Genomic DNA, 19,581 nt, shown 5'->3' with positions numbered 1-19,581 from the left:
ATCGCAGTCGCACCTTATACTAGGTGCGTGGATTGAAATGTTTTAAATAATCAGCCAACCTGCTCACTCCCTTGTCGCACCTTATACTAGGTGCGTGGATTGAAATACTTAAAAAGTTTGCTATGTTCCAACTGTCATAACGTCGCACCTTATACTAGGTGCGTGGATTGAAATAAAGAAGAACAGGAAAAAGAAACAGGAAACTATAGTCGCACCTTATACTAGGTGCGTGGATTGAAATGCGTAGGCTGTATGAAAATATGGTGTTCGTCCATCGTCGCACCTTATATAGGTGCGTGGATTGAAATTCTTACTTAAAACCCTCCCTGTACTATTGTTTCTGTCGCACCTTATATAGGTGCGTGGATTGAAATTAGTTCATCTTCAAATTCAATTAAATTTGACATGTCGCACCTTATATAGGTGCGTGGATTGAAATGTTTGGTGCACCTTCTGGTATTTTATCTAACTTGCGTCGCACCTTATATAGGTGCGTGGATTGAAATATCTGAAAATCTCCCAAACATATTACTTACGGATAGTCGCACCTTATATAGGTGCGTGGATTGAAATGTCGCACTTATCGTTTAGTAAATCCTTGCAAATAAAATACAGCACCTCATTTTAAAAAGAGGCGCTGTTAAACTGAAACAGGTATTCAGTTAAATTTCGTAAAATCACCCGCTAGAAAATATCTGGGGAAACGTCAAAATCTAAAACACAATATAGCCTAATATATTTGTACTTATCCTTACTATTATTCACTAGCTAACTCCCCCATACTCCTTACCTGAAATCCGGTTTAAATTCTCCAGTAACTGTTTGATGCCCATTGTTGCGCTCGTACTGTTCTACCCTTTCTAGTTCAAAGCGATCCATGATAGGAATGTCATTAACTGAAAATAGGTAGGAATCCTCTGCTGGTACATGCTCATACCATGCCCAATTTGGCACAACAAAATAGTCGCCTGCTTTCCAATCGAATCGCACACCATTTATAATGGTATAACCCGATCCTTTGTAAGCATGATAAATAGTAGAATGGGTATGACGCAGTGATTTTGTATTAAACTCTTTTGGTAGAAATTGCATTCTTGTTCCCATTGTTGGATTTGCTGATTTACCTGTAGTTGGATTCATATAATCTACTGCAAATCCATAATTTGGATCAGGGTCAAATTCCATCAAACCTTTAATTGCATCAACAGTACGACTCCATTTATAGTTTGCTAATGGGGCGACATCATATTTATCATCTCCTACAGGCCTTACCATCCCACCTCTGTATCGTTTTTCAGAGAAATTATCTGGGACATTAGGTTGCTGTAAGCCATCTTCATATGGTTCAAAAAAAGTACCACCAATATTGTAAACAGTCGGTATATCCAAAGCGTCCATCCAAATCATTGGCTTGTTTCCTAAATGACCGTGACCATGCCAAAGATTTTTTGGTGTAATGAGGAAATCTCCTTCTTCCATAAAAATCCTTTCCCCTTGAACAATCGTGTAAGCACCTTCACCTTCTGTAATAAACCGAAGAGCACTTTGCGTGTGGCGATGTGATGGAGCTTCTTCTCCCGGCAAAAGAAGCTGGACCGCAGCATATAATGTTTGCGTTGTTGAAACCTGCCCCCAAGGCTTACGATAGGTTAACCCAGGGTTTTGGAAGTAGATGGCTCGTCGTTCACCTCCACGTTCTGGAGTAAAGATTTGCGCTGCTTCTGTCAATTTCTTCTCAATTAGTTCACTAGACCATAAATAAGCTTGTGCGTGAGGTTCTGGATTTTTATTCATCACTTCAGGAATTGCTTCCCATAATGGTCCAAGGTTATATTGCTGAATATCCTTCGTGAAATCCTTTACATCTTTATCGTGAAGATAACTTGCCTTTTCAGCCATTTTCATCACTCCTAATTTTTATTTGATTGTTTCTTCACTTAGCTTCGTTAGATTACGTTGGATCTGGTTATAGTGCCCCTCTACATGCTCCACTAAAAAATGCTCAATTAAAAATGAAATCGGTTTGTTTCCGAATTTTCCGAAGTTTCTATGTGGATTTTCTTCTGTTAACCTATCTTCACTTACCTTCGATAGCCGATTAGTTACTTCTTCTTTTAATCCGTTTACTTTAGCTATAGCATCATCAATCGTTAATTTATCTGGTGCTTCAACTGCAGCTAACCGCCCTGAATGGCCTAATCCTCTTCCCCATTCAGTACCTGGTTTTTCAAGGACTCTGTCCATTTCGTCTAACCAGAAGAGAGTAGACTCTCCAACATGAGATAAGATTTGCAAAATAGACCATTCATCCCTGGATGGCTTCCATCGAATCATATCTTCTGATAAATAGCTTACAATTGATAATATGTTATCGAGAGATTGATGAATGGATTCCACATAACCTTCTACTTTTGTGCTCGCCATGTTATACGTCCCCTCCTTGTTGTAGAGCAACTTTATTTTTAAGGACCCCAATACGATCTACTTCAATCGTGACAACGTCCCCGTCTTTTAAAAATACCTGTGGATCACGTGCCACACCTACACCCCCTGGAGTTCCAGTAAGTACAATGTCCCCTGGCTCTAGTGTCATCAAGTTAGATAAGAACGTTACAAGCTTTTGCACGGTAAATACGAGGTTTTTAGTATTGGAACGTTGGCGTTCTTCACCATTTACTGTCAGTACCATCTCTAAGCCTGATGGGTCTGTAAGTTCATCAGACGTAACTAACCACGGACCCATTGGAGCGCTTCCATCTACCGCTTTTCCTTGCAGCCACTGAAGCGTTCGACGTTGGATATCTCTATATGTTACATCGTTGACAATGGTGTAACCGGCCACATAGTCTAATGCATCTTCTTCAAGTACATTTCGCGCCTGTTTTCCGACTACAAAAGCAAACTCAGCCTCATAATCTAGTTGTTCTGATAGAGGATAATAGGGAATATCATCTTCTGGACCAATAATAGTGTTGGCGAATTTAGAGAAAACGACTGGATGTGATGGGAGTTCTCTCCCCATTTCTAAAATATGTTCTCGATAATTATGACCTACACAAATCATTTTTCCAGGTTTGTTTAACGGTGCTTCCACCTTTATTTCTTCTTTTTTGTAAACAAGTTTATGCTGATATGCTGGAATTTCTAAAGCAAAATTAGTCGCTTTTTTGGCTATTTCCAAGCTTTCTTTTCCACCTTGCAAAAATGCTTCCATTGCAGGGGGAACAAACGCCTCCGCAATTTCTCTATAGCGATATTTCCCTTCACTTTGTAACTGTGCTTGATATGCATAATTTAGATCAATTATCGTATCTTCATCAATAAATGCTCCAATCCTCACGTAACCATTCGCTTTATACGTAATAAGTTTCATCATATTCACCTCTTCAAAAATATGGTTCGTTCCATGCCGATAACATAATCCCCTCTAAGATACGTATCTGTACCTTATAGCTAATGATAATTGCGTAAATATAATCTATAGCTCGCCATGTTTCCATGGAAATATAGAGTACTTCCTTGTTGAGTAGTACTCGAACTACTCCATTCGTCATAATAAATAAATCATATTTCCTTCTATTCCAACTGGTACATGCCCTCGTTCAATAATTTGGAAAATAGGCTGGAACAAATCTCCCTTACTAGCGAGTTCAGCGATACAAATCAACAATGCGAAATACATTGCATTTCCAGTCAAAAAACGAATAGTCTTCTCCTCACTATATTGTTTAAATGCACCATCAAATGCAGGATGAAAGACCGCCTCAGGAAGAATATCTACTAATCTTTCCAAGTAGGAGTCATCATTATTTGCACTAATCTGTTGCTTCAAGTGATCTGGGATCTCTTTTAATTCGTTCCAGATGTCACTACCTTGAAACGAGAAGCGTTCAATGACCTCTATGAGTTCTTCTTTATGGAGCCACTTCATTTCATATTGCTTAATATTGAATTGCTTAAGAAATTGCTCCATTAATGTTTCTATTTCTTTCTCAACCCTACCTCCTTCTTTAAACCAACCCAATGTTGTTAGCTTTTCAAATGCTTGGTTAACAGTCATCTTACTAGTATCCTCTTGGAAGACAACGCTCAACTTGCTCACCCCTTGCAATAAATTAATATTTCGTGGTTAGTTCTGGCGGTCCAAATTTAGGACCATATGGCCCTTCATCCAACCAACGACCTAACCGAGGAACAAGTGAAACAAGTGATGCTGCTAAATCACGCTTCATGTTCATTTCTTTAGAATCACCTTGAATATGGTGAAGTGCTGTTGTAGAAGCATCTCGATTCCATTTAGCAGCAATTCTTCTTTCTTTCGCTGCATCTTCAATAGCTTTACGCCTGCTTCCTTCACTATTGCAAGACAAAGCTCTTTCAATTCCCCTAACTGCTATAAGTGCATCCGGAATACCAGAGTTAAGACCACGCGCCCCAAATGGAGCAAATAAATGAGCTGCTTCCCCAGCCAAAAGGATTCTTCTTTTTTCATCCGTAAAGGAATCAGCTACAACCTGATGGAATTGATAAGAAGATACCCATGTTATCCGGTCTGCATACTTTTCATCCATTACTTTTGGAAGCCATTGCTTTACACCTTCTAAACTAGCCCATTCCTCGACATCATCAGCAGCCAACAATTGCAGATCGACACGCCAGCCATTCTTAAATGGAACATGCATCACGTTACGACCGCCCATTGCTGGATGATGATAATGAAACACTCGTTCAATCGGTAATGGCTCTTCCTCGTCTTCCTCTAAATCAATGACTAAAAAAGTATCCTTTGTACGTGGACCTTCTAATTTCAGGCCTGCTTGATTACGTACAACGGAACGAGCCCCATCACAGCCAATAGCATATTTCGCCTCATATTTTTCTCCTTGATCAGTCATAAGCTTCACACCAGCTTTTGTTATATCTACAAGCTCAATTAGCTGACCGTAAATAAATTCCACACCCGCTTCTACACATTTACGGTAGATATTGCTCTCTATTTCATGTTGATGCAACGAAGTAAAGTGAGGTAGCTTCGCTCTACTTTGATTATCCGTGACGCCATAATTTCGGACATATACTTCTTTCCCTTTGTAAAAGGTACGTTTGATTGGCCAAATGACGCCATTTCTAGCCAAATCAAAACCAAGACCTGGTGCTGTTTGTTCTAATAACTCTAATGATGCATGATGAAGAAAAATAGCACGACTTCCTGGACGTGGTTCTCCTTTTTCAGAAGCTTCAATTACTGCACATGAAATTCCCTTCCTTCTCAATGCAAGCCCCGCTGTCAGACCAACTGGGCCAGCGCCAACAACTATAACATCATATTTTTTTGCTTCCATAGCTATCCCCCTGACTAAATGGTATAAAGTGAATCTTCAATCAGTGGGGTTCTTTCATCACCCACTGATTATTAGAAAAACAAATCGGGCATTTAGGTACTGTTATTCCCACTTAGTCTTGTTGTTTCATTTCCTGAAATAGGGGTCTTACAGCACCATATATGCAAGATAATTAATTTGATATATCTCATTATAAACAGCTATAATAAGACATATCTAGATCATTGTTCCGCTATAGAGTACAACTTTTACTTTTTTCCAATTTGGGGTGAAACTCATGCCTAAAAACCAAAAAAGAACTTCATCATTGGAAAACGCTTTAGCATTGTTATCACTATTTACCATGAATGAACCAGAGCTAAGTGTTACATCTGTTTCTAAGAAGCTATTTATATCAAAAAGTACTGCACACAGATTACTTTCTTCATTAGTACAAGAGGGCTTTGTTTACAAAGATGCGAGAACGAGATTATACAGTCTAGGTGCCTCAGTCCTTTCGTTAGTAAACATTGTTAATTCACAGATTCATATTTCAACGGAAGTAATTCCCTTATTAAATCTTCTTGTTGAAAAAACAAAGGAAAGTGCTCATCTATCCATTTTAGATCATCAACAAACTGTTTATATTCAAACAATCAAGGGAGTCTACCCTTGTAAAGATCAGATCAACCTTGGGACACAAAGACCCTCTTACTATACTGCAGCTGGGCAAGCGATTATTGCCTATCACCCTGAGCTTTACGATGACTTAATGATAGATTTATATACTTGTACGTCTAATCCGGTAAAGTTGCCATCTTCTTTTAAACAAAGAATGGCTTCGATTGCATCGAAGGGATATGCGATTAGTAATGGAGAATGGGTAAAAGGAGTAACGGAGTTAGCTGTCCCTGTTTACAAGAAACATACGGATGTTATCGCCTCCATAAGCATTACTGCAAATAGCGATAGAATCACCTCACCAACCATCCAAAAACGATATATCCGACTACTTCAGCATGCGGCAGGTGAGCTTCAAAAAATGATCCAGCTGAGGAGAATTGAAAAAGATGCGAAAAGATAAGGAAATTTTATCTTCGGTTACTAACGCGATGCGTATTTTACGGTTATATCATACTAAACAACGAGAATTAAGTTTTACGGAAATAAAAAAGAAGCTTCAGTTCACGCAAGGAAATGCCAGTCGTCTTATTGCTATATTGGTAAAAGAAGGGTTTCTCACTAAAAATCCGAGGACCAACCATTATCGCCTTGGGTTGTCGATTTTAAGCTTGGGTGGGGCAATTTTTAGTCATCATGAAATGTACAGAGAGGCTCTCCCTATTATTAAAGATATTTCTAAAAGCTTAAAAGAGACCGTTCATCTATGCCTCATGGAAAATGAAAAAGTAGTCTATCTTTTCCGGAGTGAACGTAAGCCACACCCTGATCGATTAGTAACACAAATTGGAAGAACCAGTCCTATTCATTGCACAAGTGAAGGCCTCTGTATTTTGGCCTTTCAAAGTAAGGATGTTATCCAAGAATTCTTATCAAAGCCGCTATATGCCTATACCCCCTACACCATCACTGATGCAAAAACACTTACTAATTGTTTAATTGAAATTAGAAAAAAAGATTATTGTTATTTGGAATCTACCTATTATGAAGGATATACAAGTATTGCGGTTCCAATTCGTAGTCACACAGAGGAAGTTGTTGCATCCCTTTCTGTGATTGGCCATTCTAGTCGATTCACGACAGATAAGCTAAATACAATTATTACACAAATGAAGGACGCCGGAGATGAAATTTCGAACCAATTGGGGTATATCTAGAACAAAGGCGCAAGCGCCCGTTTAGCAACGTAGCGAATGGAACGAATCAACTAAAGATAAAGGAATCATGCCACTAAAACCAGGGGTATGCCGACGTCGGGCGGCAAGCCCGTTTTTAGTCGGCCTTCCCTAGCGACAAACCGATGAGGCCTTATCGTAGGGCGCATTTCTAAAGTCGCCTAGTTGCTGGGCTCATGCGCCGGACCTGGCTATTCAGTTATTTCGTTATCTCAAGCGCCTAATTTTATGCTTTCTTATCCTATTAGAAAAAAGGACCTGCATTCTGTTCTGATGCGGTCCTTTCTAAAACAAGCGTAAAAATCCACATTATCTAAGAAAAAATGATGCTCATACAAACGTTACCAGCTTGTATTTTTTTAACGATTTATTACATCACTTCTCTATCATTGTTAATTTCGGTAGCTCTCTTTTTAAAGCGAAAGCCTACATGCTGTATGACAAAATAAAGCACTGCCCCCATAATTAATCCATAAGCAGCTCCATATAACGCAAGTACGATAGCCATCACCACTGCAACTCCAATTTCTTCCTCCGACTTTACCTGTTGAACACCAACGTTAATACATAGGTAGCCGGTTAAAATAAGGGTAATGGATAAAGCAATCGGCAAAAATGGTTGGAACAATGTAACCAATGGTAAAATAAAAATAGATAATGTTAATGAAATCAACAAAGAATTCGTTCCAGAGAAAATGGATTGCATGGCTTTCTTTCCAAACGTATATCTTTCTGCTACAGAAGCCGTACCAGCTGTAAATATCGGACCGGCAAGACCCGGATGCGGAACAAATAATGCATTTAAAATCCCACGAATGAACGTTAGATGATGGACTTGATTTAAATCATAGGCAATCTTTTCATCCTTTCTCGATTCGCTTGCACGTTTGATTAGATTATCCCCAACGACAATATCTCCATAAGCAATAATGTAAGCTAGTATGGCTGTCGGGATTGCTGCAATCAATAAGTTCAAATCAGGGAACCCAACAACAAACGGAGTAACACTCCATAATTCGGATAGATTAGGAACGGTAATCCCCCATTCTATTTTGGGCGTAGGATATTCTCCAACTACCCAACCTATTACCATCGCTACGATGATGGCAGGAACGATCCCATAATTGGCAATCTTTTTAATGATTTTGCTTTGTTCATACAATCTTTTAAAATGAAGGGAAAACATAATATATAAGCATAACATTCCTCCAATGATTAAACTTATTGGGGTTGTCACTACACGTCCACCAGATTCAATTTCTCCCATAATTGCTCCAATTCCAGCGCCAATTAAGATACCTGCTTTTAAAGAGTTAGGTAAGGAAATAATGAATTTCTTTCCTAATCCTGTCAAACCTAATAACAGGAAAATAACTGCCGTAACCAACTGTACAGAGATCAACGCCCGTACAGCTTCTGATCCAGGTGCAAAATTTCCAAGAAATACCGTTAATACGGGTATTAAGGGCGTAATAAATCCAGAAACAAACGGAACACCAAATGCAGAAGGTATTAACATTAAAAAGTGATTTAGAATTGCTATAGCTAATGCTGCTTCATATGACATTCCCAAGACACTTGTCATGATTTCTATCATACTTAACCCAATTGTAAAGATAACTAATCCTTGAATTAATTCCGGTATTTCCAAGCGGTAGTGAATGAACGGCAGCCTTAATTGATACTTACCTAACGACCAATATGGCTGTACGTCGCCATCCTTTCGTTTATAAACAGACATGTTAACCCCCTCTTATTTTTCCTGTTGTTAGATGATTGTTTCTGTAGTACATCTAAATTCAAGCGCGCTTACCCCTTCATATGAATGCGTTATCATTATTAGACTGTGTTGAATTATAGCAAAGACTACACCTTCAATCATGGTACACAACATCCCTCTTTTCACCTTTTTAACCTTTTATCGCTCAAGAAATTGTTGACTCTACATCAAATTCTAATTTCTTTCTTATGTCATTAGGAATAGGCTCTGCTTTTAACTTTTCCTCTTTTTTCCTTGTCCAGGCTTTTATCTCATACCCCTTGGCGATAAATTCTTCTTCACGTTTAAACACATGTTCCACGCGAAATGTTTTACTATTGATTTCAGTTACCTCCGAATGTACATCTACTATATCTTCAAAAAATAATGGAGACTGGAATTTACAAAATGCTTCTAATAAAGGAAGTAAGATTTTTTCTTCTTTATATAACCTAGAAGTTGGAAGAACTGCCTTCGCAACTAATTCAGCAGAAGCTTGATCCATCCACTTATAAAAATTTGGATAATATACAATTCCTGCTGCATCCGTATCACCAAAATAGACTTTAAAGCGATGGATATGTTTCACTTTGACCATCCTCTCTCATGATGATTATGAATAACCGTTTTGAATCACTGCATCTGCAATTTGCCGCTTCTCTTCAATAATATCCAGTCTATCTTCATGGATTTGCCACATCAATTTCGTTAAATGTTGCTTCAGATGGCCAGAGCTAATACATATAGACAAGGCCTTTGTTAAAAACTGCACGGCTGCCTCCACTGTAAATACTTTCACAAGACGTTCCTTTTGCTGGATATCTTTACAAGATTGATTGCGTACCATTTTCTCAAGTCTTAGCAAATTACTTTCTATTGCATACGTTAATATGGCAAAGTCTGAAATGCACATCAATAACTCTTGCTCTTCAGCTAAATTTGAATAGTTTTCTTTTACATCATGTATAAAAGCAGAGGTATACGTTCTTAACCTTTTTAATAATCCCCATTGTTTCTCCAACGGTTTAGACCATCCACCATTTACGGTGCGATCAATAAAGTAACTGTCCACATTTTCGAGAAGTGTATTCGCAATAACCATTCGGTTAATTTCATTCGTTCCTTCGAAAATTCGATTGATCCTGGAATCACGATAAAGTGTTTCTATTTCATATTCGGAAATAAAGCCATACCCACCATGTAACTGTAGAGATTCATCCACAGTATAGTCCAATGCCTCAGAGGAAAAAACCTTATTTACCGAGCATTCTGCAGCATAATTTTTCAACAGTCTAACAAAAGGCGTGTTATTTTTCCTAGCGTAATCTGTCCCCTTTTCCAATTCTCCTGCCGTTCGATAAACCATGCTTTCCATCGTAAAAATATGGGTAGCCATGGTTGCTAATTTTTCCTTCGTTAAATTAAATGCAGCAAGTGCACGTTTAAATTGCTTCCGTTCTGTTGTATGTTGAATTGCTAATTCTAACGCTCTTTTCGCTGTACCAAGGCAGGTTGCTGATATCTTATGGCGTCCAATATTCAGTATATTAAAGGCAATAATATGTCCTCTGCCAATTTCACCGAGTACGTTTTCAACTGGTACTTTCACATTGTCCAGCACGATGGACGTAGTAGAAGATCCCTTCAATCCCATTTTTTGTTCTTCAGGACCGATCATTAAGCCATCTGTATTCTTCTCAATAATAAAAGCAGTAAATTTGTCGCCATCAATTTTGGCATAAAGAATAAAAAAGTCCGCAAAAGAAGCATTCGTAATAAATTGTTTCTCTCCATGAATCACATAGTATGCACCATCTGCAGACAGAGTTGCTGTCGTTTTAATCCCTATTGCATCCGTTCCCGCGTTTGGTTCCGTGAGTGCATACGCCCCAATTTTATCCCCTGAGACGACACCGGGTAAATACCTCTTCCTTTGATCATCTGTTCCATAATAAACAATGGGGAGAGACGCAATACCAACTTGTCCAGAATAGGTAATAGCGAAGGAACGTGACTTAGCCATTTGTTCCGTGATAATAATGGAACTAACCTTATCCAATTCCATCCCACCGTAAATTTCTGGTATATCAACTCCTAGTAAACCTAACTCACCTGATTTTTTAATCATGCTTGTTACCTGATTAAAATCCTGCTTTTCCATTTCTGGCAAAACAGGTAGCAAATCTTGTTCAACAAAACTTGCCGTTGTATCCGCCATCATTTTATGCTCTTCAGAAAAATCCTCTTTCGTAAAAATGTCTTGAAGCTCGAACGTCTCTGTAAAAAAAGCGTGACTTTGATATTTTTTTACCTTCTGCATGATATTCACTCCAATCCATAATAAAAAATGGCTGCTACCAGCAGCAAGCGCTCTCATTGATTGAACCCGTTACTACCCAAAAACGATAAAGTGAACCTTCAATCAGTGGGGGTTTTCTTTCATCCCTCACTGATTGTTAGATACATGAATCCGAGCATTTAGGTGCTATTATCTCCCACTTAGACTTGTTGCAGTACAGATTATCCAACTCCTGAAGTGCGAGCCCTACAGCCCTTATATACGGGATAAAAACGGAGAATAAAACAGTCCTCCCCAGTTTCTATATCTATAGTGCTTCCCATACTGCTGCGATTCCTTGACCTCCACCTATACACGCTGAGGAAACACCAAATCTCAGATGGCGGCGTCTTAATTCATAAATAAGAGAAAGAGAAATCCTAGTGCCACTCGCTGCCAATGGATGCCCAATAGCGATTGCCCCACCATTTACATTTCCTTTTTCTAAATTAAAGCCTAATTCTTTTTGGCAAGCCACATATTGTGCAGAGAATGCCTCGTTAATTTCAATTAAATTTAAATCATCAACTGTAAGCTTTGCCTTTTCAACTGCACCTCTTATCGCGGGTACAGGCCCAATCCCCATATGTTCCGGCTGTACACCTACAACATCCCATGCAACGAGTCTGGCAATTGGTCTAAGTCCATTTCTTTCTGCGTACTCACTCGTGGCGATCACAACTGCTGCTGCTCCATCCACCATACCACTTGCATTTCCTGGCGTTACTACCCCATTTTCTACAAACCGAGGTTTTAATTTCGCTAATTGTTCCATACTTGTCTCACGAATATGATCATCTTCATCAACGACCATTTCCCCTTTTCTACCTTTTACAGTAACTGAAACTATTTCTTCTTTGAAATACCCATTATCTCTAGCACAAATAGCACGTTGGTGACTGGATAACGCATGTTGATCCACTTCTTCACGTGATATTTCATATTTCTCAGCAAGATTTTCAGCTGTTTGTGCCATCGTACAGCCTACATTTGTATCTTCAAGCCCTTCCCATAACCAGTCCTCTACCTTCACAGCGCCAAGCGGGCTGCCTGAACGCATTCCCCTGACGACATGTGGAACTTGACTCATATTTTCCGTACCACCTGCTAAAACAACATCTGCCTCTCCAGCAAGAATATGACGTGCTCCAGCAAGAATGACCTCAATCCCCGTGCCGCATACGCGATTAATGGTAACTGCTGGTACATGGATAGGCGTTCCTACTTTCAAACCAATATGCCTTGCAAGTAGATGAGCATCCTTTGAAGATTGTTGTACATTACCAAATACAACCTGGTCAATCTGATCGGAAGAAATATTTGCTTTCTTAATTGCCTCTTTAGCTGCAATCACACCCAATTCAATTGCAGTAATATCTTTAAACTTCCCATTAAAATTCACAAATGGCGTACGTGCACCTTCTAGTAATACGATATCCCTCTGTTTCATATTGCACCTCACTTATCTACCAATGAATTCTGGTTTTCTTTTTTCCGTGAAGGCAGATAGTCCTTCTTTTGCGTCTTCTGAAGCAAAGGCTGTCGCAAAAGCGGTTGTTTCAATAGTAAGACCTGATTCAATATCGACGTTACTTCCACTATTAATAGCTGTTTTTGCCATTTGCAGAGCAACAACTGGTTTTTCGGCAAGCTTTTGCGCCCATGCAATCGCCTCGTCCATTAATTGATCATGTGCTACTACTTTATTAACTAGCTGGAGTTCCTGAGCCTTTCTTGCATCAATCATCTCACCAAAATAAATGAGCTCTTTTGCAATCCCTTGCCCTACCATTTTTTGCAGGCGCTGTGTTCCACCTGCTCCTGGGATAATCCCAAGACCAACTTCGGGGAATGCAAATTTAGCTTTGTCCGAACTAATTCGCAAATCGCATGCAAGTGCTAATTCAAACCCTCCCCCTAACGCAAGACCGTTAATAGCTGCAATGATAGGTTTGTTAGCGCTCTCTATTTTCGTAAACGCCTCTCGTGACTTTTTATTCATCTGGTAAAGGCTCACTAAGTTTTTCGTTGCCATTTCTTTCACATCTGCTCCCGCAACAAACGCTTTTTCTCCACTGCCAGTCATAACGATCACTTTTACTTCTTCGTTATTTTCTAATTCATTAATTAGCTGAGTAAGTTCACGAAATACATCAGAGTTTAATGGGTTAACCGGTGGACGGCTTATCGTTATAATGGCTACATTCTTATGAATATCACAAATTAAATTCTTTAGATTCATTACTTCCATCCCTCTCTATTACATTTAAATGGTTGCTAAATTAGCCCAGAAATGCACTAGGGAATTAAACCTCTAGAACATATCATTTACTTTATGGTAACAGTTCTTTATTATAATCATAAAAACCACCGCCAGCTTTCTTACCAATCTTTCCAGCACGTACCATCTGTTTGATGTGCATTGGTGGGGCATATCGATTATCGTCAAATTCATTTGCCATATACTGCATCACAAAATATCCTATATCCACCCCTGCATAATCCTGTAAAGCAAATGGACCCATTGGGTAATTCAATCCAAGTGTTACCGCTTTATCAATATCTTCCGCTGATGCAACACCTTCCTCTAATAATCTAATAGCTTCTATGAACTGAGGAATCATAACACGGTTCACGATAAACCCTGGAGTATCTTTATTGACAACAACCGGTTCTTTATGAAGGTTTTTAGAAAATTCCTTTAACGCTTCTACGGTTTCATCACTTGTATTAAAACCACGTACAACTTCGACTAGCTTCATTAATTGAGCGGGGTTAAAAAAGTGCATGCCAGCTACACTCTCTGGTCGTTTTGTAGCACTTGCAATCTCTGTTATTGACATAGAAGATGTATTTGTAGCAATAATTGTCCTCTCAGAAACGACCCGATCAAGCTCAGCAAAAACCGTTTTCTTTGCTTCCATATTTTCAATAATCGCTTCAATCACAATATCGGCAGCATGTAAATCTTCTATTTCCGTTGTAGTCGTTATTCGATTCATTACTTCTTCCTTCTCTTCCGCAGTTATCTTTCCTTTTTCCACACTTTTACTCATAAATTTATTCATTCTAGATAACCCATTTTCTATAAATCTTTCTTCCACATCTCTTAAAATCACATGATAGCCAGCTGAAGCAGCTAAGTTCGCAATTCCGCTTCCCATTGAGCCTGCTCCAACTACACCTACAGTCTGAATTGTCATTGCCATATCTCCTTACTGAAATATCTTTATTTTCGTTCAAATCAATTATAAAAGGCATTTTTAAAATTTCATATGTTTATAAAGTAGGAATAAATCTATTTTTTTAATATAAAATGTAGTAAACAAGGGCATAAGTAGTCAATTACTACTTATATTCTTTTTCTGCAAATCGAATATTTTATAGATCATCATTAGATTAAAGCGATTTTCAGAATCATCAATATCCAGCTCAAGTATTTCTTTGATTTTAGTTAATCGATATAATAAAGTGCTGCGATGAATATATAACTCATCCGCTGTTTTCTTGATACTTCCATTTTGTTCTAGATACACCCTTAATGTTTGAAACAGATTAATATGATTTCCTTTAGAATAATGGAGTAGTTTCTCTAAATAGCTATGCATAAAATAATGCGCTTCAGACGTATCCTTAATGAGATAAAGTAGAGTATACGACCCTAACGCTTCAAAAAACGCATATTTTTCAGAAAATTGTTGTTGAATAACAACATTAAGTGTTTGCAGGGCTTGTTTATAACACTTGTAATAATCTTCTAAATGATGGGTCATCCCCCCTATTCCCAGCATCCCATAGCAAGTGATGTCTCCTTCGCTTAGCCACTTTTGCACGTTCTTCATCAAGTTATGCCAATACTTTTTCTCATTTGGCAGTTCCTTTTCCTCCGGGACGATTAAAACATATACTTCTCCTTTTTTTGCAAACATGATATCTGCATCATAATTGGAGAACTTGGTTTTCAACTCGTCAAATACCGCAGATTTCTTCGCTTGCTGGTTCAGAATATCATTAGAGTCAAGCTCTTTTTCATCCAGCTTAATGGACAATACCGAAACACGGTGTGTCCCCAAAATATTCCATTGAAAGAGGTTTGCATATCGCATAACCATATTTTCATCTTCTATTTCTTTCGTGAGTAGTATATCAACAAAATTATCTTTAACCTGTGCTTTGGTATCGAGGACAAGCTTTTGTTTAATAAACTGAACGGAATAAATATTGCGAACTAACTCAACTGCTAACTGTTGGAATGTATCAAAGTTATTTCTATTGCTTTCAATAACGAAGTACCCTATTAAGTCCCGTCCTCCGTTAACAGGCCATATTAAAAATTCTCGTTCTTTCCCATCAACACGCAAGCAAAAATTAAAATAATCCGAACTTTTTTTATTTAGGTTTTGAATGCCGCTTTTTATCTGCTCCATATTTTTATTAACTTCCTCTATTGGAAAAAGGTGATAGGAAATCGGCCGAAGAAAACGGTCTAGTAATAAGACCGGTTTATGGAACATTTCACTTACAGTGGTGGTAATCCCTGCAAAATCATCTTCATTGATTGTCTTTTTAATCAGGATTTGCTGATAGTCTAATAAAGAATGCAGGCGCTTCATTTGCTCTCTTTCTTTTTTATATAAGTACGCATTACGTAATATGGTCGAGACATGTTCCGCCATAACTGATAGCATTTCCATATCTTCATTTGTGAAAATGCCGTTTGCCTTTTTCTCCACATGCAGTACCCCAAACGTTTTCACATCCATCATTAATGGAACCGTAAGCTCTTTTCCACCAGGATTCTCCAAATAAGGAAAATACTCTTTTAGTATATAGTTTTTTTGTACCGATATTTTTTCCGGTTTCGAAATCCTACCAAAGGATGGCGGTTGGAATTTAAAATAACTCTGGTTTTCGTCATATAAATATATACCAGCAAACGTGGCATTTGTTCCTTTTCCAGCTTGCCCCACAATTTTTTCGACGATCTTTTCTATGGATTCATTTAGGGAGAGGTTCTTACTAATGAACTCAATCCCAATCATTCTCTTTTGTTCCTGTTCTTTCTGTTTGACGAGTGAAAGGGCTATCGCGACATCCTTACCAAATTCATCAAATGATTTTTCCATGTCAAGTAGAGGGATAGTTTGGAGATAACCAATGGTACAAAATCCATAGTTCTTTTGTTCTTCCTGTATCGGTACCGTAAACCATGTGTTGATAGTTTTACTACTTACAAGTTGAATAAATGTACAAGATTTATCCAGGTGGGTGTCATCATATTTCATGCTTTGCTGAAATAAATTTGGTGTGCATTTGTTAACGTTCATTGGAAATTTATGTTTTAATGAAACAAATCCTCCACTCCAGACCTTAGGGTATAGAAGATCTCCTTCTTGAATGATTACACCAACAAAGTCGCATCCAAATCGCGACTGGAAAGAATCAGCAAGATACTGTAACACTTCTTCCTCGGTATCAAACCTTAATAACTGCCTTGCAGTGATCCGTAAATGGTTTTCTATTTCCCTTATAATCGAAACTTGTTTACTCACTGTCGTATCCCCCTTTTTCTCTCACTTTTAAAAAATAAAAATGAATTGATAATTATCATCCAGTGTAATAAAGAATGTTCATTTTCACAAGATTAGACTGGCTGTTTAACAAGGGTTATGACTTATAAAAGACTGATAAAGTGGAACTTTATTTAGTAGTGTTTTCCCACTTAAAAATAGTAGAGCTATGATCTCAAACGTCCTTGATAAAGAAATACTTTTCCTGCGTGCGATGTATAGCTGGCGCTCTTGTCTTTGAAAAAGAAAAGCACTTTTTCTGGGATTCTTTTAAAAAACAACTTTCCTCGTCTTGTTGCAACGTCTCCTGCAATCCATATCCTGTCGCCCGAACGAATTGTGAGTATTTAGATGCCGTCCCCCTAACACTTCTTTGTATCACCTTGAATTCTTGAATAGGGTTCGCAGTAATTTATATTCGTGGATAATAGTAACGTAAAAAGCATCATCTTAAAGAGATGACACTTCCTATAACTAGCCGGAAATTAGCGGAGACGATGAGCCATTTTTTCTTTTAACTTATTTTGCAGCTGGACTTTGCTAATTTTTCCAGAGGCTGTCATTGGCAATTCCTCAACTATAGTAACAATATCGGGGACTTTAAAATCTGCTACTTTATCTTTAATATACGATTTTAATTTAGCTTCTGTTAGTACAGCACCCTTCTTCAAAGTAACTGCCGCACATGCGACTTCTCCGAGCACCGTATCTGGCAAACCAATAATTGCCACTTCCTGCACTTCATCAAGCTTGTAAAAATGTTCTTCTATTTCACGTGGATAGATATTAAACCCGCCCCGAATGATTAAATCATTTTTCCTACCCACGATTTGTAGATTCCCCTTATCGTCCATCGTTCCTAAATCTCCAGTTCGATACCATCCATCTTCACTTAGGACTTCCCTTGTTTTTTCAGACATTTCATAATACCCTTTCATAATTCCAGGACCCCTTGCCACAATCTCACCTACTTCACCAGTCCCTGCTTCCTCTCCATTTTCCGGATTAATGATCTTAACTTCAACACCAGGCATTGCTCTACCAACTGTTTCTGCTCTTGTTAAATCATCATCCTCAAACGTACAAAAAGTTAAGCATGGAGATGCTTCTGTCATTCCATATGAGCTTAAAACTTCACAATGCATTTTTTCTCGTATTTTGCGGATTATTTCACTCGGTACAGGAGCAGCAGCAACAATACCAGTACGAAGTGATGTTAAATCATATTTTTCTAAGTTTGGATGGTTTAATTCCAGTATAAACATAGTTGGCACAGCATGATGAACCGTTATTTTTTCCTGTTCCACCATCTTCAAGGCATTTTCTGCCTTAAATTCTTGTGTTAACACTAATTTTGCTCCAACAGCGATAGCTGCTAGTACACCGGGAACCATCCCAAAAATGTGGAACATAGGTACCTGAATTAAAAACACATCCGCTGATGTACATTTTAAAACTTCAGCAGAAACCGATCCCGTAAAAGCTACATTACGGTGAGTTAGCATTGCCCCCTTCGGATTACCTGTTGTACCAGATGTGTACATGATGATGGCCACGTCATCAGGTGATACTTCTACTTTCTCAAATTCTGAATATTCACTATGTTTAACCACTTCCTCATAAGCTATAGATAGCCTCGTATTTGCTCGAACTGTAATAAGGTGTTTCAAGTAATTATGTTGCTGATAAACTTTATTAAATGAATCCCACAATTTGTTTCCATCTACCTCATCTGTAAAAAATGCTACCTTTACCTTCGCATGATTTAAAATATACTCTATTTCAGATTCATGATACCTTGTATTAAATGGCACGATCACTGCACCTATTTTGGCTATTGCAAATAGAATAACCACAAATTCATACCAGTTAGGTAAACAAACTGCAATATGGTCTCCTCTTTTTACTCCCATTTTATTTAGTTCTGCCGCAATCAAATTACTCTCTTCTTCTAACTCGCGATAAGAAAGCCTCCTTGTGCCATCATATACAGCTTCTTTTTCTGGAAATTGATTTAGAGCAGAGTGTAGTAATTGTATGGTTGTTGTATTCTCTTGTTTTACAGATCCCATCATTTCCACCCTTCCTAAATTGATAACGTTTTCATATATTGAGTTATTTATAATTTTAAGATAGAGAAAGAATAAATGTAACCATTATTTTGTAGGAAATGAGGGAGTGTTATTAGCACCTTTTATAGGAGAAGATAGACATTTACTTTAAAGCACAGAGGTATCAAATGCAATGGTTAAATTGGTACCACACAAAGCTGTTATTAGAATGTAAATTTCAAATCATAGAAACTATTGATACGATACTAATGAAAGGGGCATCCCGTTAAGCCGGTTAGGTCGCTGTTGTAACTATTTAGATGAATTGTATAATAATACTAAATGGACAGTGTCACCTTTGGTTCCGTATTTCCTTTTTAAATCTTCATGCTTTAATGGGGATAGATTGGAATAATTAATCTACTGTTCCCAGTTTTGTTCAACGTATTGCCTTTTAATTACAAAATTCGTGGGGTTCTTTCATTCATCCCTAACTGATTGCTACTACCGTAATGGTATGACCTAAGAAATAGGACCATTTAGATGCTGTTATTTCCCACTTAAACTTGATGCCGTATGGACTCTCCAATTCCTGAAGTTGGAGTCTTACAGCACCTTCTATGCGAAAAAAACAGGAAATAAGAAATAGTATATTTTTACTCTTGTATTTAAAAAATATCAGGAAT

General features: G+C 38.1%; 16 protein-coding genes and 1 CRISPR repeat array. Of the genes, 2 read left to right on the top strand and 14 right to left on the bottom strand.

Annotation, left to right across the window (positions count from 1 at the left end; translation table 11 throughout):
- Positions 1-276 precede the first annotated feature (276 nt).
- Positions 277-573: a CRISPR direct-repeat array (repeat unit 32 nt; unit sequence GTCGCACCTTATATAGGTGCGTGGATTGAAAT).
- Between the two features lie 213 nt (positions 574-786).
- The 6 genes from BKP57_RS15600 to BKP57_RS15580 are packed head-to-tail and all read right to left on the bottom strand — an operon-like array spanning position 787 to position 5,342.
- Positions 787-1,899 carry a cupin domain-containing protein gene (locus tag BKP57_RS15600; protein WP_072741922.1) on the bottom strand — a complete coding sequence of 371 codons (1,113 nt, stop codon included), beginning with the start codon at positions 1,897-1,899 and terminating at the stop codon, positions 787-789.
- Positions 1,900-1,917: 18 nt separating this feature from the next.
- Positions 1,918-2,424, bottom strand: coding sequence for a DinB family protein (locus BKP57_RS15595; RefSeq protein WP_050351205.1), 507 nt, complete (start codon positions 2,422-2,424; stop codon positions 1,918-1,920).
- A 1-nt stretch (position 2,425) separates the two neighbouring features.
- Positions 2,426-3,373: a fumarylacetoacetate hydrolase family protein gene (locus tag BKP57_RS15590; protein WP_072741921.1), complete on the bottom strand. Its 948-nt coding sequence runs from the start codon at positions 3,371-3,373 to the stop codon at positions 2,426-2,428.
- Between the two features lie 13 nt (positions 3,374-3,386).
- The gene (locus tag BKP57_RS22230; RefSeq protein WP_156875353.1) at positions 3,387-3,554 is read right to left on the bottom strand and encodes a hypothetical protein; all 168 of its coding nucleotides are present in this window, start codon (positions 3,552-3,554) and stop codon (positions 3,387-3,389) included.
- Positions 3,551-4,093 (bottom strand): hypothetical protein, encoded by a 543-nt coding sequence (locus tag BKP57_RS15585; protein WP_050351207.1) that lies wholly within the window; start codon positions 4,091-4,093, stop codon positions 3,551-3,553. The genes BKP57_RS22230 and BKP57_RS15585 overlap by 4 nt, the downstream gene beginning before the upstream one ends.
- A gap of 22 nt (positions 4,094-4,115) precedes the next feature.
- Positions 4,116-5,342: an FAD-dependent oxidoreductase gene (locus tag BKP57_RS15580; RefSeq protein ID WP_050351208.1), complete on the bottom strand. Its 1,227-nt coding sequence runs from the start codon at positions 5,340-5,342 to the stop codon at positions 4,116-4,118.
- 277 nt (positions 5,343-5,619) lie between these two features.
- Here BKP57_RS15580 and BKP57_RS15575 point away from each other — a divergent pair, with 277 nt between their 5' ends.
- Together BKP57_RS15575 and BKP57_RS15570 are read left to right on the top strand one after the other, a co-directional pair.
- Positions 5,620-6,405, top strand: a complete 786-nt coding sequence (locus tag BKP57_RS15575) for an IclR family transcriptional regulator (RefSeq protein WP_050351209.1) — start codon at positions 5,620-5,622, stop codon at positions 6,403-6,405.
- Positions 6,392-7,159: an IclR family transcriptional regulator gene (locus BKP57_RS15570; RefSeq protein WP_072741919.1), complete on the top strand. Its 768-nt coding sequence runs from the start codon at positions 6,392-6,394 to the stop codon at positions 7,157-7,159. Before BKP57_RS15575 ends, BKP57_RS15570 begins: the two co-directional genes overlap by 14 nt.
- A 388-nt stretch (positions 7,160-7,547) precedes the next feature.
- On the opposite strand, the gene BKP57_RS15565 is transcribed toward BKP57_RS15570, so the two are convergent.
- The 8 genes from BKP57_RS15565 to BKP57_RS15530 all read right to left on the bottom strand — a co-directional run bounded on the left by BKP57_RS15565 (position 7,548) and on the right by BKP57_RS15530 (position 18,919).
- Positions 7,548-8,918 (bottom strand): solute carrier family 23 protein, encoded by a 1,371-nt coding sequence (locus tag BKP57_RS15565; protein WP_072741918.1) that lies wholly within the window; start codon positions 8,916-8,918, stop codon positions 7,548-7,550.
- Between the two features lie 184 nt (positions 8,919-9,102).
- Positions 9,103-9,525, bottom strand: a complete 423-nt coding sequence (locus BKP57_RS15560) for an acyl-CoA thioesterase (RefSeq protein ID WP_232231193.1) — start codon at positions 9,523-9,525, stop codon at positions 9,103-9,105.
- Positions 9,526-9,549: 24 nt separating this feature from the next.
- Complete coding sequence (locus tag BKP57_RS15555) at positions 9,550-11,256, bottom strand: acyl-CoA dehydrogenase family protein (protein WP_072742456.1); 1,707 nt, start codon at positions 11,254-11,256, stop codon at positions 9,550-9,552.
- A 286-nt stretch (positions 11,257-11,542) separates the two neighbouring features.
- Positions 11,543-12,724 carry an acetyl-CoA C-acetyltransferase gene (locus BKP57_RS15550; RefSeq protein ID WP_072741916.1) on the bottom strand — a complete coding sequence of 394 codons (1,182 nt, stop codon included), beginning with the start codon at positions 12,722-12,724 and terminating at the stop codon, positions 11,543-11,545.
- 12 nt (positions 12,725-12,736) lie between these two features.
- Positions 12,737-13,516 carry an enoyl-CoA hydratase/isomerase family protein gene (locus BKP57_RS15545; protein ID WP_050351215.1) on the bottom strand — a complete coding sequence of 260 codons (780 nt, stop codon included), beginning with the start codon at positions 13,514-13,516 and terminating at the stop codon, positions 12,737-12,739.
- A gap of 91 nt (positions 13,517-13,607) precedes the next feature.
- Positions 13,608-14,477: a 3-hydroxyacyl-CoA dehydrogenase family protein gene (locus BKP57_RS15540; RefSeq protein ID WP_050351216.1), complete on the bottom strand. Its 870-nt coding sequence runs from the start codon at positions 14,475-14,477 to the stop codon at positions 13,608-13,610.
- Between the two features lie 138 nt (positions 14,478-14,615).
- Positions 14,616-16,826 (bottom strand): helix-turn-helix domain-containing protein, encoded by a 2,211-nt coding sequence (locus BKP57_RS15535; RefSeq protein WP_050351217.1) that lies wholly within the window; start codon positions 16,824-16,826, stop codon positions 14,616-14,618.
- A gap of 503 nt (positions 16,827-17,329) precedes the next feature.
- Entirely contained in the window at positions 17,330-18,919 is a 1,590-nt protein-coding gene (locus tag BKP57_RS15530) for a class I adenylate-forming enzyme family protein (protein WP_072741915.1), read from the bottom strand.
- Positions 18,920-19,581 lie beyond the last annotated feature (662 nt).

The organism is Virgibacillus sp. 6R, assembly GCF_001895305.1.
GTDB classification, from domain to species: Bacteria; Bacillota; Bacilli; order Bacillales; family Amphibacillaceae; genus Virgibacillus; species Virgibacillus pantothenticus.
Note: the sequence above shows the minus strand (reverse complement) of the source record. Positions and strands in the feature narration are given on the sequence as shown.

Coding starts and splice junctions, on each gene's coding strand:
- BKP57_RS15600 (WP_072741922.1), bottom strand. CDS start 1,899: ATGGCTGAAAAGGCAAGTTATCTTCACGATAAAGATGTAAAGGATTTC.
- BKP57_RS15595 (WP_050351205.1), bottom strand. CDS start 2,424: ATGGCGAGCACAAAAGTAGAAGGTTATGTGGAATCCATTCATCAATCT.
- BKP57_RS15590 (WP_072741921.1), bottom strand. CDS start 3,373: ATGAAACTTATTACGTATAAAGCGAATGGTTACGTGAGGATTGGAGCA.
- BKP57_RS22230 (WP_156875353.1), bottom strand. CDS start 3,554: ATGACGAATGGAGTAGTTCGAGTACTACTCAACAAGGAAGTACTCTAT.
- BKP57_RS15580 (WP_050351208.1), bottom strand. CDS start 5,342: ATGGAAGCAAAAAAATATGATGTTATAGTTGTTGGCGCTGGCCCAGTT.
- BKP57_RS15575 (WP_050351209.1), top strand. CDS start 5,620: ATGCCTAAAAACCAAAAAAGAACTTCATCATTGGAAAACGCTTTAGCA.
- BKP57_RS15570 (WP_072741919.1), top strand. CDS start 6,392: ATGCGAAAAGATAAGGAAATTTTATCTTCGGTTACTAACGCGATGCGT.
- BKP57_RS15565 (WP_072741918.1), bottom strand. CDS start 8,918: ATGTCTGTTTATAAACGAAAGGATGGCGACGTACAGCCATATTGGTCG.
- BKP57_RS15555 (WP_072742456.1), bottom strand. CDS start 11,256: ATGCAGAAGGTAAAAAAATATCAAAGTCACGCTTTTTTTACAGAGACG.
- BKP57_RS15550 (WP_072741916.1), bottom strand. CDS start 12,724: ATGAAACAGAGGGATATCGTATTACTAGAAGGTGCACGTACGCCATTT.
- BKP57_RS15545 (WP_050351215.1), bottom strand. CDS start 13,516: ATGAATCTAAAGAATTTAATTTGTGATATTCATAAGAATGTAGCCATT.
- BKP57_RS15540 (WP_050351216.1), bottom strand. CDS start 14,477: ATGACAATTCAGACTGTAGGTGTAGTTGGAGCAGGCTCAATGGGAAGC.
- BKP57_RS15530 (WP_072741915.1), bottom strand. CDS start 18,919: ATGATGGGATCTGTAAAACAAGAGAATACAACAACCATACAATTACTA.